We start from the raw sequence: 14,775 nt of genomic DNA on the forward strand, positions 1-14,775 counted from the left end.
AAACATAATACTAACCCGAAGTCAGCATTTTTTCCAATGATTTTTTCCAATGCGGAACAGCATACTGAAAATCGTTCTTCAATTTTGATTTATCCAGAACCGAATAGTGTGGGCGTTTCACCTTTGCCGGAAATTCATCTGACAAACAAGGAGTTACCTTACATTCATTGCCTGAAAGTCGTACAATTTCCGTAGCAAAATCAAACCACGAACAAACACCTTCGTTCGAAAAATGATAGGTTTCTTGTTTATTTTTAAACAAATCATTTTCAATTACATACAAAATAAATTCGGCTAAATCAGCGGCATAAGTCGGCGTGCCAACCTGATCAAAAACCACCTTCAATTCAGTGCGTTCAGCACTCAATTTCTGAATGGTTTTCACAAAGTTATGCCCAAAAGACGAATAAAGCCACGAGGTTCGGATTATCAAATGCGGAATGCCTTCGGTGCGTATTGCCTGCTCGCCATCAAATTTCGTTCGCCCATAAACACCCAGTGGTTGTTCGGCATCTTGCTCCGTATAAGGCCTATTTTTGCTTCCTGAAAACACATAATCCGTTGAAATGTGAATGAGTTTTACTCCTTGTTGTTTACAAACTTTGGCAAGATTTGCTACCGCCATATGATTTACCAAATCGGCTGCCGTTACATTGTCTTCGGCTTTATCCACTTGTGTATAGGCTGCGCAATTAACAATTATATCCACTTGATTATCAACAACAAAACTCGCTACTTTTTTCAGGTTTGTTATGTCTAAATCCGTAGTATCTGTAAAAAAATAAGTGTTTTTAACTGAATTGGTAACCAACTTTCGGATTTCGGAACCAAGCTGACCGTTGGCTCCCGTTACTAATATGTTCAACATTTTTTGTCTGTTTTTCGGTTGCAAAAATACAAAAAAGTTAGTCTATTTTCATTTTCCAAAGCCCACGAAGTTCTCCCATTTTGTAATTTGTGGCTTTGTCATTCGGGTACTTTTGCGTAATGATTTGTTGCACTTCGGGTTGTATGTCAGTTTGTTTGTTACCGTGGCACGCAAGGCAGGTGGGCATCGCAAGCGGAATGGCTTTGTAGTAAAAAACGGCGCCGTCAGCCTCCAAAATAAAATGTTTGGGCTGATTTTCAGTAAGTAAATTAGTCATCTTTTCCCACGCCTGTTTATCGGTCTGTGATTGAATTTCATTTTTAGGATTGCGATTTTTATCGGACAAACGACTTATTGCAATTCCTTCTTTTTCAAGTTTTTTTGTTAATGATATGGCATTTTCATTGCAAAAATGAACCGCTTGAACCACTCCGTTTTGCGCAATTTGCTCTGACACGTTTTTTAATAATATTTTTTGAGTTTCAGAGGTGAGACTATCACCCAGCTTTAAATATTTTTCGTAATCGGCTGCTGATAATTTTTTAGGATGTTGCCGGCAGCTCCAAAAAAGAAGGCTTGCCACAAAAAGAATTAATACTCTCATAATCAATTATTTTTTGTTATTATATTTTTCGTTAAATCCGATGCGAATTTTTCCACATTTTTGAAAATTTCACTTCGGTTATTGGGATATTTTTCTTCAATAAGTTCCATTTTCGGAATTTCTGCCTTAAAAATTTGATTCATATAGTCCATTTTTGGCGGATACTCATAAAATAATTTTCCTTTGGGGAAGTTATTTTTGCGTTGCCAGTGTTCAAATTCCTGAAAAAAGCAATCGTGAACGGGCATTTTCACAGCCTCAAACAACTCATTATCAACAACTTTTACAAAACGATATAATCCGTGGATTTCTTGGGCAAAACACTTGTCTATTTTCTCCCGCGGATAGCCCAATTTTTGGTAAGCCGCACAAAGTTCTTGCAAACAATCTGAGATTTTTTGGGCATTTTTTTCCATAAGTGCCACGAAAAACAACAACACAAAACGCTCCCAAATGGTTATTTTCTTTTGCAAAAATTTTTCGGTTTTTCGCAAGGCTTCGTCTTTCAAATGCGGTTCTTTGAAATAAAGTACTTTAAGCATATTCACCGCATTTTCAGTGTAATAACTCCCTTTTGAATGTGGCAAATCTTTCGGAAAAAGCCACTGAATCACCTCAAAATCATTACACGCAAAAGCCGAAAGTGCATCAAAAAAAGCGTTGCAATGGTCGGTGCCACTTGCCGTAATGGAAACATCTAAAAGTTCTTGTCGTGAAGTTTGAAACAGCACCTTGTTGAGCAATTCAAAATCCTGATTTTCAAAGGCAAGGTAAAAACCAAAATCCTTCGTGTAATTGAGCAGACTGATGTACAATTTTGTTTTAATCACCTCACTTTCATATTCTTGCAAATGCTCTGCAAAAGTTTCTTCGTTCCATTGCTGAAATTCGTCCCAAGTTTTTGGCGGATAGTAATAGCCCCATTTTTGAAAACTTTCTTCTCGTTTTTCGTGATATAATTTGAGGAATTTCTTGATATTTTTGGTCATTTCACAACATAAATTAGAACCACAAATATAATCAAAATGAGGGTTCTCACAACAATTGAAACAAAAATCTGCATTAAATCGCTTCTTTTTTCAAAAAAATATTGCTTATTAAATAAATATGCCTATCTTTGCCCCTTGAAAAATTTAAGAAGATAAAAACATACATTGCAATGAAAAAAGGAATACATCCAGAGTCTTACAGATTAGTAGCTTTTAAAGATATGTCAAATGAAGACATTTTCATCACAAAATCTACTGTTGATACAAAAGAAACAGTTGTTGTAGAAGGTGTTGAGTATCCGTTAGTAAAGTTGGAGATTTCAAGAACTTCACACCCTTACTACACCGGAAAATCAAAACTTATTGATACTGCCGGACGTATCGACAAGTTCAAAAGCAAATACGCTAAATTCAACAAGTAATAATTTTTTGAAGCCAAGAAGAACTCCCTTATTGTGGGAGTTTTTCGTTTTTGCTACCTTATTATTGTTTTGCTTTTTATTTCCCAACAGCTGAAAAACAGGGTAATTCTTTCAAAAAAATATATTTCCCGTTGGCGTAATCAATTTGGCAGAAAAAATGTTGCAAACCGTTGGTAACCATCAATAATTCTGATTTTAAAGCCAAATTATAGCGGGCAATTTGGTCGAAAACGCTTTGGGTGATACTTACACTCGGGGCTTTGCATTCAACAACAAGTGAAACTTCACCTGATGACGAAAATACAACAATATCATACCGTTTGGAAAGCCCATTGACGGTCAATTCCTTTTCTACATTTATCAGCGATTTCGGATATCCTTTCTCTTCCATTAAAAAACGAACAACGTGCTGACGAACCCATTCTTCGGGTTGCAAAACGATGAATTTTTTTCGGATTTCATCAAATATAAGCAGTTTATCAGCTGTTTTTTTTATCCGAAAAGGATACGACTTAAAGTTTAATTTTTCCATAAAAACATTTGTAAAACAAAAAAAACACGACAATTTTTGCCGTGTTCTTTGGTTAATTTTTTAACCATATTTGTATAACTATTATTAATTCAAACCGAAAATAGTTCTGAAAACGTGTTTTACTTTGTTTGAAAAATACGAGAAATAGTTAGCCGCTTTTGACGAAGTTCCGTCAGTGAGTACCAAATCAGGGTCGTATTTTCCGTTGCCGTCTTCGTTGTAAATCAAGTCAGCAACTTTTTTGTTATTGCTCAACACCTCAACTTTTACAAACGTATTTAGTTCTTGGGCAGTATATTTTTCCTTGTTGAGATTTTTAAGTCCTTCGACGTCAGCAGTTGCTTTGATGGTTAAATCCTCAAATTTCACATTGAAAGTAGCGTCTTTAAAGTTAGCAAAGGCGATATCTTTAAAGTTTACTTTATCGGGTGATATAGCGCTGTTGTTTGTCAAGTTGATAACCCCATCAACTGTGGTTGTACAACCATCGGGTGCGCTGGTAACCGATGAAAAATCATACGCATTTCCGTTCTTTTTCAGTGAAATTTTTGTAGTGAAAGGCGCTCCGTAAACTACAATATTTGCATCTGTAACAAACGTAGGGATAAATCCGTAATTAATCCCTTGAATATCAACCTCCATTACTTTTTTACCTTCAACAGTAGCGGTAAATTTACCTTTGGTAGGCAAGTTTATTTTCCCGATAATAACACCTGCATAGTCTTCAATCACAATGGTTGAATTGTTAGTTGTGGCTGTGTTATTTTTTGGAAAATGCAAGGTAACATTCGTATTTTCAGCGGTTTTGTCCCAAGATTGGGTAGCGCTGTTCCAAGTGTAAGTGCCTTTTACGTTTTCATAAACAAATCCACGTCGGGCATATTGTCTTTGAAACTTTTGGCTCAAATAGGTGTACCAAGTTTTACCTTGGGTAGTTGCCGAAGACAAAAAGAAATTATCATAGAAAAAATCAGAAAAACCGGTAGGTTTTAGTTTTTTCAAGCACTCATAAAAATTGGCGATAGTTCCTTCAATTGATTGTTGTTCAGCGCTTCGTGCTGACGTAATTGTTGTTAATGAGGTGGTTTGCTCTTGTTCACTTGCATTGTCATTCTTTGAGCAACCAACAAAAAAGATCGCACTCACAAGGGCAATCATCGTGCTTTTAGTCATACTAACTCTCTTCATAATATATAATAAGGTGTATATTTTTTGCAAAAATATAACTTTTTTCAATTATACAAAACAATTGAATGATAAAAAAGAATGCCCACCGAACATAACAGTATTTTTTGATACGCACAAAGCTGTTTATGAGTCACCTATCCGATAGTTTTCATCTTCACCTTCCAGAATTTGTAAATAACTTTTATAGCGCGACCAAGCAATTTGGTCATTCTCCAGCGCTTCTTTAACAGCGCATTGGGGCTCTTCCAAATGCAAACAGTTATTAAACTTACAATCAGCCTTTAAGGCAAAAATTTCTGGAAAATAGTCACCCAATTCTTCCTTGTCCATTTCAACAACGCCAAAGCCTTTGATACCGGGTGTATCAATGATTCTTGCATCAAATTCAAGGTCAAACATTTCGGCAAACGTGGTGGTGTGTTGTCCCTGCTGATGCTGCTGTGAAATCTCGGCTGTTTTTAAATTCAAGTTAGGCGATAAAACGTTGATTAGCGTACTTTTACCAACACCTGAATGTCCCGAAATCACGCAAGTCTTACCCCGCATCAACTCTTTTACTTTTTCAATATTTTTCTGCGTAACAGCCGATATACCAATACATTCGTAGCCTATTTTTCGATACAAAGCTGCCAAATATTTCACTTCAAGAAGCTCCTCGTCTGAATACGCGTCTATTTTATTGAATAACAGCACAACAGGAATACGATACGCCTCGGCGGTAACCAAAAATCGGTCAATAAACGCAGTAAACGTAGGCGGATTATTGAGGGTTATAACCAAAAGAGCCAAATCAATGTTCGAAGCAATGATGTGCGTTTGTTTTGACAGATTGACCGACCTGCGGATAATGTAATTTTTACGCGGATGAATCTCTTGCACAATGCCGTTGCCCTCGGTGTCAAGCTCAAAAGTTACCACATCACCCACAGCCACCGGATTGGTGTTTTTAATGCCCTTAATGCGGAATTTCCCCTTGATTCGGCATTGGTAAAACTCCCCTTCACGGGATTTCACCGTGTACCAACTGCCCGTGGATTTATACACGATTCCTGTCATTGTTGCGTTTTTCAAAAGTATGTTATTTTACTGAATTTTAAGAAGTTCTTCAATATATTCTCGGCTGTTTGAAAGTCGCGGAACTTTGTTTTGCCCGCCCAGTTTTCCCTTTTCTTTCAGCCAATCGTGAAACAGATTATGTCGTGCCACGTGAATTTTAGGCATATTGAGCGTCATATTATTGTAGCGTTTCGCTTCGTAATCCGAATTTAATTTTTGAAGTTCCGCATCTAAAATTTCAGTGAATTTTTCAATGCTTTGAGGCGGTTTGCTAAATTCGATAATCCATTCGTGTCCGCCTTTGAGCTTGTCTTGCATAAAAATAGGAGCAACCGTATAGTCAATCAGTTCACTATGTGTCAATTGACAGGCTTTTTCAAGTGCTTTTTCGGTATTCTCAATAATGAGTTCTTCCCCGAACACATTGATAAAATGCTTGGTGCGACCCGTAATTTTAATACGATAAGGCGAAGTGGACGTAAACCGAACCGTATCGCCTATCAAATAACGCCAAAGCCCTGAGTTAGTGGAAATAACCATTGCGTAATTCTTCCCGGGCTCCACTTCCCAAAGCGGAATAACCTTCTCTCGATTCGTGCCGAAAGTATCCATCGGGATGAATTCATAAAAAATGCCGTAATCCAGCATCAACAACAGCTCATCGGAATTATTTCGGTCTTGAATGGCAAAAAAACCTTCGGAGGCATTGTAAATTTCGTAATAGCGGAAGGCGCCTGACGGGATTAACTGCTTGTACTGCTCGCGGTACGGCACAAAACTCACCCCGCCGTGAAAGTAAACCTCCAAGTTTTTCCAAAGTTCCAACAAGTTTTCTTTGCCCACATCTTCCAGCACCCGATTCAGCAGCACTAACATCCACGACGGAACGCCTGCCATACTGGTAACGTTTTCGTTTTTAGCTTCTTTAATGATGGCCTGAAGTTTCGTTTCCCATTCGCTCATCAATGACACTTTGTTGCTGGGTGTGCAACTAAATTCTGCCCAAAACGGAAGATTTTCAATCAAAATAGCCGATAAATCACCAAAGTAAGTGCCGTTTTCTTCATATAATTCTTTACTACCACCAAGCCGCAAACTCTTTCCTTTAAAAAGGTTTGAATTTTCATTGTTATTCAAATACAAACAAAGCATATCTTTGCCCGATTTGTAATGACAATGCTGCAAAGCCTCTTCACTTACCGGAATAAACTTGCTCTTGGCATTGGTTGTACCACTACTTTTGGCAAACCACTTGATGGGCGTGTTCCAAAAGATGTTGCGTTGCCCTTTGCGTGCTTGCTCAATAAAAGGCTCAAAGGCTTCGTAGGTAACAACGGGCGTATTTTTAACAAATTGCTCATAGTTTTTTACCGTTGAAAACCCGTAACTTTCACCGATTCGGGTACTTTTGGCTGCGTTTAACAACTCGGACAACACACGCTCTTGCGTTTGATGCGGATTACTTGTAAACTGCTCAATTTGAGCTATTCGCCGTTTTAAAAACCAAGAAGTTATTGAATTGAATAGTGCTAATGGCATTTTTTTACTACTTTTGAAAAATTTTTGGTGCGGTCGTGTTAACTGATGAGCGACCCTAATTAAAATCGGGTAAAGATAATAAAAAAAATAAATATGTTTCAAGGAGTACTACAAAAAATGATTACCGAAATGGCAACGCCCGTGCAGTATTATATGCAATTGCAAGACGATTTTCTTTCAGTTAATCAATTGATTGGTAAAAAATTACGAATAGAATTCTCACACTTTCAATGTTTGAATTGCGGGGGCAGTCAGCCGATTTTCCGACAAGGATTTTGCAAAAAATGTTTCTTTGAAGTGCCGCAAGCCGCCGATTGGGTAATGAATCCGGAGCTGAGCAAAGCCCATTTAAACATTGAACACCGCGATTTGGCATACGAAAAGCAAATGCAACTGCAACCGCACTGCGTGTATCTGGCAAATTCAAGCTCCGTGAAAGTGGGCGTAACCCGCGCCTCGCAGATTCCCACCCGATGGATTGACCAAGGGGCGCACGAAGCCCTTATCATCGCGCAAATGCCCAACCGCTACTTGGCCGGCATTACCGAAGTGGCGCTCAAACAACATATTTCCGACAAAACCAACTGGCGCAAAATGCTCACCAACACCATCGACCAAACCGACTTGATTCAGATAAAAAACCAACTCTTCCCCTTGATGCCCTCCGAAACGAAGGAATTCTTTGCGGAACAAACACAACCCTTCCACATCCAATTTCCGGTAGAAAAATACCCCACCGCCGTAAAATCCTTAAATTTGCTCAACACCCCAACCTACGAGGGCACACTCAGCGGCATTAAAGGGCAATACCTTATCTTTGAGGACAATACCGTTTTCAATGTTCGTTCCAATGAAGGGCAAGTGGTGCGATTAGCCATCACGAATTAATCCGCCAAAAAGCAAAACAACCTTTTCGCCTTGACGAAGAAGCCCATCGGCAGACTTGGCAGGTGCTTCTTCCCGACGAAAAACGAATTGTTTTTCAGCCCGATAAAATTAATCCGCAAAAAAAGCCTTTTTTTATTGGTCATTCCAATTAAAAATAATACCTTTGGGGCTCAAATTAACAATTGTCGTTACAAACAAATAAAATAATAACAAATAACAGAAAGATATGAAAGTAACAGTAGTAGGTGCCGGAGCCGTTGGGGCAAGTTGCGCCGAGTACATTGCAATTAAAAATTTTGCATCAGAAGTAGTTTTAGTAGACATCAAAGAAGGTTTTGCCGAAGGTAAAGCAATGGACTTGATGCAAACAGCTCCGCTTAACGGATTCGATACCAAAATCGTGGGCGCTACCAATGATTATGCAAAAACAGCAGGAAGCGACGTTGCCGTGATTACTTCCGGCATTCCACGCAAACCCGGAATGACCCGCGAGGAGCTTATCGGAACCAACGCCAACATCGTGAAATCGGTAGTGGAGCAACTCGTTAAACATTCACCTAACGTGATTGTAATCGTGGTGAGCAACCCGATGGACACGATGACCTATTTGGTGCACAAAGCCACGAATCTGCCCAAAAACCGCATCATCGGAATGGGAGGAGCCCTTGACAGCGCCCGCTTCAAGTACCGCTTGGCAGAAGCCTTGGATTGCCCGCTTTCTGACGTTGACGGAATGGTAATCGCCGCGCATAGCGACACCGGAATGTTACCGCTTACGCGTTTAGCCACCCGCAACGGCGTGCCAGTTTCTGAGTTTTTATGCGAAGACAAGCTCGCTCACGTATCGCAAGAAACCAAAGTAGGCGGCGCTACCCTGACCAAACTACTCGGAACATCGGCTTGGTATGCACCCGGAGCTGCCGTATCGGCATTGGTTCAAGCCATTGCGTGCGACCAAAAGAAAATGTTCCCTTGCTCGGTAGTTTTAGAAGGCGAGTACGGACAAACCGACATCTGCTTGGGAGTTCCCGTAATCATTGGCAAAAACGGTGTAGAAAAAATCGTGGAAATCAAATTAAACGACGCCGAAAAAGCCAAATTCAACGAAAGTGCCGCTGCCGTTAAAGAGGTTAATAAAGATTTAAGCAGCGTGCTATAAAAAATCAGTACTTTCTATAAAAAGTATTTGAGATTTTAATTATGTTGTTATAAGAAACAGTGCAAATCATCGTGTTTGCGCTGTTTCTTTTTTAAGACTAATCCCCTACCCGCTTTAAACAAAGAATTAAGAGGGCAATTTTTCTCCCAATAATCATCAAACAACACATTCGCCTTGACAAATTTACGGAAAATTACCACGCACACCACCTTTGGCAAAGTTTTGAACTTTGACAAAGGTTTTTACACTGCATTCATCAACACGAATTTACGGAAAATTACCACTCACACTACCTTTGGCAAAGTTTTGAACTTTGACAAAGGTTTTTACACTGCATTCGCCAAAACGAATTTACGGAAAATTACTATGCACACCACCTTTAGCAAAGTTTTGAACTTTGACAAAGGTTTTTATACCACATTCGCCAAAACGAATTCATTAAATTTCTTATAAAATAGGTGATTCGTCTTCACGAATTTACTAAAATAAGTAGAAAAATAGTAATTCGTTTCGACGAATTTATCAAAACGAATAAAAAAATAGTAATTCGTCTTGACGAATTTACTAAAATCAACTTAAAGCAATAAATTCGTCAAGACGAATTTAGTCCTATAAATTAAAAGAGCTAATTCGTCTCGACGAATTGGGTGCTACAAACTAAAATAACAAATTCGTCGAGACGAATTTTGTAAAATAAAAATAAACCGCTAATTCGTGTTGGCGAACGCACAAAACACCTGCAAGTTCAGCTAATTCATCAAGACGATTTAGTATATTTTTCTTTTATAACCAAAAACAATCCTGACTATTCCCCCTTTGAAGGGGGCAAGGAGGATGTCCGTCTCCAAAATTCCCCCTTTGAAGGGGGCAAGGGGGATGTCCGTCTAAAACAACACACACAAACCACATCAAAAAAATTAAATTTCAAAACGACCCACATTGGTACATTTTTTGCTACTAAAATAATAAAGACGAACGCGGATAAAATCACCCGAAACACAGGTATCGTTATCCCGATTGGCTTGGACAATGAGATTTTACATCTCCCCTACTCCCATTCAAAGGAGAAATTATAAAAAGATACATTTTTCTTGTTCTTTTTAAAGAAGAAATTAGGATAAAAAGCCACTGTATGTTAGGCTTATCACAAAAAACAAATAGTTTATAACCCAAAAATAGTAGTTAATTACAATAATTCTTAAATAAACTAGCATATGATTGAGAAATTCGACATCAGTCAGGTTCGTAACGGCATATTTTTGTCGGTTGTAACCAATGTGCGCGATTATGTAGCGCAGGAAAACGTGACGGATTTGGGGCTTGAAGCCATCAGCTCTGAATTCGCCCAATCGGTAGCCACCTTTACTGAGGTATTTAAAGCCGCCGAGCGTGGTAGCAAGCACACCAAAGACGTTGCCCGCCTTGACCGCGAGCGTGACGGGGCGTTGGTGGGGCTTATCAAACACGCCAACCTCTTTGCCAAGTTCCCCGAAAAGGACAAAGCCGAAGCCGGTGAAGCCCTCGCACGGATTTTCAAAAAGTACGGCAAATCACCTCAAACAAAACCCTTTGCCGAAGAAACGGGCATCATCATCGCCCTGCTTGCCGAGCTGGAAACACCCGAAAGCAAAGCGCAACTCGACCGTATCGGGGCAACCCCTTGGGTTGAGGTGCTCACCCGCGCCAACAATGAGTTTGTCAGCCTCTCAAAAGAAAAAACCTACGAGGTTGCCAACACCGAAGCCGGCGCTACCAAAACCGCCCGAAGCAAAACCTACGAGGTATTTAAAAAATTGGTCAAAACCATCAACGCGTTGGCTTTCTTAAACGGTGAGGACAAGTACAAACGCCTCATTGACAACATCAATCAAGAACTTAAAAAGGCGTAAAGCAAAAGAAAGAAGAGAAAGTGTATAGGCACTTTCTTTTCTTTTTTGTATTTTTGCCTGAATTTTGAACGTTTCGGGTTATTTTGTTCTGATATTTTAAACAGAAGCCACAAGTTTCTGTCAGAAAATCAAACTAATACAAAAAATAATCGTACAATCTAATCCCTAAACCCCATTTCACTAACAACTAACAAACAATGAGCGACAACATCAAACACGAATGCGGCATCGCGATGGTGCGACTGCTAAAACCACTGGATTTTTACAAACAAAAGTACGGAACTACCTTCTACGGCATCAACAAAATGTATCTGATGCTCGAAAAACAACACAATCGCGGGCAAGACGGTGCCGGACTGGCAAGCATCAAACTCAATATGCAACCCGGCGAACGTTATATCAGTCGCGTTCGAAGCAATGACCCCCAACCCATACAGGATATTTTTACGCAGATAAACCGCCGTATCAGCGAATTACTGAAAGAATATCCTGAATTGAAAGATAATGCCGAAGCCCAAAAGAAAATGCTTCCGTATGTGGGTGAAATTTATCTGGGGCACGTCCGCTACGGCACGTTTGGCAAAAACAGCATCGAAAACGTACATCCTTTTTTACGACAAAACAACTGGCAATCACGCAATTTAATCGTAGCCGGAAATTTTAATATGACCAATGCCAAAGAACTCTTCCGGCGTTTGGTGGCTCTGGGGCAACACCCCAAAGAAGACACTGACACCGTGACGGTTATGGAGCGTATCGGGCATTTTTTAGACACCGAAGTGGAAGTTTTATACCAAAAGTTCAAAGACGAAGGACTTTCAAAAGTGGAAGCCTCCAAACGCATTGCCGAAGAGCTTGATGTAGCGAAAATTCTGCGTAAATCTGCCCGCCGATGGGACGGTGGTTACGCTATGGCAGGCATTCTGGGGCACGGCGATGCCTTTGTGGTGCGTGACCCGGCGGGTATTCGTCCGGCATATTATTACCAAGACGATGAAGTGGTGGTTATTGCTTCGGAACGACCTGTCATTCAAACAGCTTTCAATCTTGAATTTGACCAAATACACGAATTGGAACCCGGTTCGGGCATTATTATCAAAAAAGACGGTAGCGTATCAGTAACTGACATCACGCCGCAGCTCCCACGCAAGGCTTGTTCCTTCGAACGGATTTACTTCTCACGCGGAAGCGATAAAGAAATCTATCTGGAACGCAAAAAGCTGGGCGCATTGTTGCTTCCCGAAGTATTGGAGTCTGTTAATAACGATTTGAAAAACACCGTATTTGCCTACATACCCAATACGGCAGAAACTTCGTATCTCGGTTTGGTGGAGGAAGCCGACAACTACCTAAACAAGCTCAAACACCAACAGATTTTAGCGCAAAACGACATTTCTGCGGAAAAACTGGCTGAAATCCTTTCGCAAAAAATCCGGAAAGAGAAAGTTGCCATTAAAGATGCCAAACTCCGCACCTTTATCACCGAAGACAGCTCACGCGATGACCTCGTCGCCCACGTGTATGACATTACCTATGGTTCGGTACAAAAGGGTGACAATCTGGTTATTATCGACGATAGCATTGTTCGCGGAACCACCTTAAAGAAAAGCATTCTCAACATTTTGGGCAGGTTAAAACCCAAGAAGATTGTAGTGGTTTCATCAGCGCCGCAAATCCGCTACCCCGACTGTTACGGCATTGATATGGCTCGTTTGGAAGATTTGATAGCCTTTGAAGCTACCCTGCAATTGCATCGCGAACGCGGAACGTACGGCATCGTTGATTCAGTTTATCAGAAGTGTATCAAGCAAGTAGATTTAAGTGATGACAAAGTGGTGAACTACGTTAAGGAGATTTACGCACCTTTCACCGATGAAGAAATCACCGACAAAATCACCGAATTATTACTTCCGAAAGATTTTGCCATCGATGTGAAGATTATTTTCCAAAGTGTTGAAAATTTGCACGAGGCTTGCCCCAAAAACTTAGGCGATTGGTACTTTACCGGCGATTATCCTACCAACGGAGGCAATCGCGTCGTAAACCGAGCCTTTATTAATTTCTACGAAGGCAAAAAAGACCGAGCGTATTAACAAATTCAAGGAGATGAACGCTGCAAAAAAGCAATAAAACACAAAATTTTTAGGTAAGGGCGGGCTATTTTTCGCCCTTATCTTATATGAAAGTGTATATAATGAAACAAATATTAGGAAAAATCTCTAAAAATGCGGTTCCGATAGCAAAAATTGTAGCTTCGGTGTATGTTATTTATATTTTTATCGTTGAAAAACATCTTCGAAGACATTCTCCACTGAATTTAGACACCATTTTAATGCTTATAACAATGCTTTGGCTCGTTAATGAGATTTCAAAAGGTTTTAAAGCGATTAAAGCATCTTTCAAATCAGATAAAAAATCACAAAGATAACCATAAATCCAACATCAATAATAAAAAACATCCAAATCAGCAATGAAACACTTTGTCTTTTTTGTATTTTTGACAATATTTACAATCAAAATAGAGGCACAATCTTTAGGAAACTACCCCGAAAAAGATAAAATATCGGTAAAAGGTGGTACTTTTTTGATGGGAAGCAAAAAAAACGAAGGTGAGGCTAATGAACGTCCGCAACATCAAGTAACAATTGCTGATTTTAAAATCAGCAAGTACGAAATTACGAACATTCAATACGCCGAATTTTTGAACACCAATGGAAATCAGTTCAAAAATGGAGTACCTTATCTTGAACTAAAAGAAGGTTGGTGCCAAATTGAAGAAAAAAATGGAAAGTTCTTCGTAAAAAAAGGCTACGAACAGCATCCGGTAGTGTTGGTTTCTTGGCACGGAGCCAAAGCCTATGCCGAATGGGTTAGAGGTAAATTACCATCGGAAGAACAATGGGAATATGCCGCCCGCGGAGGCAAGAAAACCCAAAATCACACCTATGCAGGAAGCAATTCAGTCAATGAAGTGGCTTGGTATCGGCAAAATACAGATGAATTACAGCCCGTTGGCAAAAAAAAGCCCAATGAATTAGGCATTTATGATATGAGTGGTAATGTAGCGGAATGGTGTAATGATTTTTTTATTTCATATGATTACAAATTAGGAAACACTTCTTCTCCTCAAATGGAAAGTTCCTTCGTAAGTCGTCTTTTTTGGGCTGTTATAAGCAAAACGCCGGGCAATAAAGAGTATGAAACAAATAGAGTAACGCGTGGTGGACATTATAATCAACATTTATCAAGTCTTCGTATTGCCAGACGCTATAATTGCACTGAATTAGGACAAATTTTTATTGGATTTCGGGTTGTTTTTGATTAATTTTTTACAATCAAAAGATAATTCATAAAAAAAATAATCCTTTACAAACGTACATTAGAATTATAAAAACGAATTCTATCATAACAAAAATCCATTTTTTACATATTAGAATTTATTCTACCTGTTAATACAAATAAACAACAATCATTTATACCACTTCATAAAATCAGAAGTAATTTATAGCAATAAATATATACTCACACATAAATTTATCGTTTAATTATCAAAAATACATCTTAACTTATTACATTATTAGTTTTATTTTAATAATTATACTCATTATTTTACTAATAAGTAATTACATTAAAGTATTTAT

General features: G+C 39.1%; 14 protein-coding genes. 7 read left to right on the forward strand and 7 right to left on the reverse strand.

What is annotated here, in order from left to right; genetic code table 11:
* Positions 1 to 10: 10 nt before the first annotated feature.
* Genes rfbD through Q4D72_RS00915 form a run of 3 tightly spaced genes read right to left on the reverse strand, consistent with a single transcriptional unit; the run spans position 11 to position 2,461 of the window.
* Positions 11 to 865 carry a dTDP-4-dehydrorhamnose reductase gene (rfbD, locus tag Q4D72_RS00905; RefSeq protein WP_303075593.1) on the reverse strand — a complete coding sequence of 285 codons (855 nt, stop codon included), beginning with the start codon at positions 863 to 865 and terminating at the stop codon, positions 11 to 13.
* A 40-nt stretch (positions 866 to 905) separates the two neighbouring features.
* Positions 906 to 1,472, reverse strand: coding sequence for a DUF3365 domain-containing protein (locus Q4D72_RS00910; protein ID WP_303075530.1), 567 nt, complete (start codon positions 1,470 to 1,472; stop codon positions 906 to 908).
* A gap of 2 nt (positions 1,473 to 1,474) precedes the next feature.
* Complete coding sequence (locus Q4D72_RS00915) at positions 1,475 to 2,461, reverse strand: hypothetical protein (RefSeq protein WP_303075531.1); 987 nt, start codon at positions 2,459 to 2,461, stop codon at positions 1,475 to 1,477.
* Between the two features lie 170 nt (positions 2,462 to 2,631).
* Here Q4D72_RS00915 and Q4D72_RS00920 point away from each other — a divergent pair, with 170 nt between their 5' ends.
* Positions 2,632 to 2,883: a type B 50S ribosomal protein L31 gene (locus tag Q4D72_RS00920; RefSeq protein ID WP_303075532.1), complete on the forward strand. Its 252-nt coding sequence runs from the start codon at positions 2,632 to 2,634 to the stop codon at positions 2,881 to 2,883.
* A 76-nt stretch (positions 2,884 to 2,959) separates the two neighbouring features.
* Here Q4D72_RS00920 and Q4D72_RS00925 read toward each other — a convergent pair whose 3' ends face one another.
* From Q4D72_RS00925 to Q4D72_RS00940, 4 genes are all read right to left on the reverse strand, one after another.
* On the reverse strand, positions 2,960 to 3,415 hold the full coding sequence (locus Q4D72_RS00925; protein WP_303075533.1) for a type I restriction enzyme HsdR N-terminal domain-containing protein: 456 nt from the start codon (positions 3,413 to 3,415) through the stop codon (positions 2,960 to 2,962).
* An 84-nt stretch (positions 3,416 to 3,499) separates the two neighbouring features.
* Positions 3,500 to 4,603, reverse strand: a complete 1,104-nt coding sequence (locus tag Q4D72_RS00930; RefSeq protein WP_303075534.1) for a hypothetical protein — start codon at positions 4,601 to 4,603, stop codon at positions 3,500 to 3,502.
* A gap of 123 nt (positions 4,604 to 4,726) precedes the next feature.
* On the reverse strand, positions 4,727 to 5,659 hold the full coding sequence (rsgA, locus tag Q4D72_RS00935) for a ribosome small subunit-dependent GTPase A (protein ID WP_303075535.1): 933 nt from the start codon (positions 5,657 to 5,659) through the stop codon (positions 4,727 to 4,729).
* A gap of 27 nt (positions 5,660 to 5,686) precedes the next feature.
* Positions 5,687 to 7,198 (reverse strand): GH3 auxin-responsive promoter family protein, encoded by a 1,512-nt coding sequence (locus tag Q4D72_RS00940; protein ID WP_303075536.1) that lies wholly within the window; start codon positions 7,196 to 7,198, stop codon positions 5,687 to 5,689.
* 93 nt (positions 7,199 to 7,291) lie between these two features.
* Between Q4D72_RS00940 and Q4D72_RS00945 the strand changes: the two genes are divergently transcribed.
* The 6 genes from Q4D72_RS00945 to Q4D72_RS00970 all read left to right on the forward strand — a co-directional run bounded on the left by Q4D72_RS00945 (position 7,292) and on the right by Q4D72_RS00970 (position 14,459).
* Positions 7,292 to 8,086 carry a DUF2797 domain-containing protein gene (locus tag Q4D72_RS00945; protein ID WP_303075537.1) on the forward strand — a complete coding sequence of 265 codons (795 nt, stop codon included), beginning with the start codon at positions 7,292 to 7,294 and terminating at the stop codon, positions 8,084 to 8,086.
* Between the two features lie 226 nt (positions 8,087 to 8,312).
* Positions 8,313 to 9,245 carry a malate dehydrogenase gene (mdh, locus tag Q4D72_RS00950; protein ID WP_303075538.1) on the forward strand — a complete coding sequence of 311 codons (933 nt, stop codon included), beginning with the start codon at positions 8,313 to 8,315 and terminating at the stop codon, positions 9,243 to 9,245.
* 1,214 nt (positions 9,246 to 10,459) lie between these two features.
* Positions 10,460 to 11,134 (forward strand): DUF6261 family protein, encoded by a 675-nt coding sequence (locus tag Q4D72_RS00955; RefSeq protein WP_303075539.1) that lies wholly within the window; start codon positions 10,460 to 10,462, stop codon positions 11,132 to 11,134.
* A gap of 197 nt (positions 11,135 to 11,331) precedes the next feature.
* Positions 11,332 to 13,227, forward strand: coding sequence for an amidophosphoribosyltransferase (locus Q4D72_RS00960; RefSeq protein WP_303075540.1), 1,896 nt, complete (start codon positions 11,332 to 11,334; stop codon positions 13,225 to 13,227).
* Positions 13,228 to 13,328: 101 nt separating this feature from the next.
* Positions 13,329 to 13,562: a hypothetical protein gene (locus tag Q4D72_RS00965; RefSeq protein ID WP_303075541.1), complete on the forward strand. Its 234-nt coding sequence runs from the start codon at positions 13,329 to 13,331 to the stop codon at positions 13,560 to 13,562.
* 42 nt (positions 13,563 to 13,604) lie between these two features.
* Complete coding sequence (locus Q4D72_RS00970; RefSeq protein WP_303075542.1) at positions 13,605 to 14,459, forward strand: SUMF1/EgtB/PvdO family nonheme iron enzyme; 855 nt, start codon at positions 13,605 to 13,607, stop codon at positions 14,457 to 14,459.
* Positions 14,460 to 14,775: the final 316 nt, after the last annotated feature.

Source organism: Capnocytophaga sp., assembly GCF_030532915.1.
GTDB lineage: Bacteria > Bacteroidota > Bacteroidia > Flavobacteriales > Flavobacteriaceae > Capnocytophaga.

Coding starts and splice junctions, on each gene's coding strand:
- Q4D72_RS00920 (WP_303075532.1), top strand. CDS start 2,632: ATGAAAAAAGGAATACATCCAGAGTCTTACAGATTAGTAGCTTTTAAA.
- Q4D72_RS00955 (WP_303075539.1), top strand. CDS start 10,460: ATGATTGAGAAATTCGACATCAGTCAGGTTCGTAACGGCATATTTTTG.
- mdh (WP_303075538.1), top strand. CDS start 8,313: ATGAAAGTAACAGTAGTAGGTGCCGGAGCCGTTGGGGCAAGTTGCGCC.
- Q4D72_RS00960 (WP_303075540.1), top strand. CDS start 11,332: ATGAGCGACAACATCAAACACGAATGCGGCATCGCGATGGTGCGACTG.
- Q4D72_RS00925 (WP_303075533.1), bottom strand. CDS start 3,415: ATGGAAAAATTAAACTTTAAGTCGTATCCTTTTCGGATAAAAAAAACA.
- rsgA (WP_303075535.1), bottom strand. CDS start 5,659: ATGACAGGAATCGTGTATAAATCCACGGGCAGTTGGTACACGGTGAAA.
- Q4D72_RS00910 (WP_303075530.1), bottom strand. CDS start 1,472: ATGAGAGTATTAATTCTTTTTGTGGCAAGCCTTCTTTTTTGGAGCTGC.
- Q4D72_RS00945 (WP_303075537.1), top strand. CDS start 7,292: ATGTTTCAAGGAGTACTACAAAAAATGATTACCGAAATGGCAACGCCC.
- Q4D72_RS00915 (WP_303075531.1), bottom strand. CDS start 2,461: ATGACCAAAAATATCAAGAAATTCCTCAAATTATATCACGAAAAACGA.
- Q4D72_RS00940 (WP_303075536.1), bottom strand. CDS start 7,198: ATGCCATTAGCACTATTCAATTCAATAACTTCTTGGTTTTTAAAACGG.
- Q4D72_RS00965 (WP_303075541.1), top strand. CDS start 13,329: ATGAAACAAATATTAGGAAAAATCTCTAAAAATGCGGTTCCGATAGCA.
- Q4D72_RS00930 (WP_303075534.1), bottom strand. CDS start 4,603: ATGAAGAGAGTTAGTATGACTAAAAGCACGATGATTGCCCTTGTGAGT.
- Q4D72_RS00970 (WP_303075542.1), top strand. CDS start 13,605: ATGAAACACTTTGTCTTTTTTGTATTTTTGACAATATTTACAATCAAA.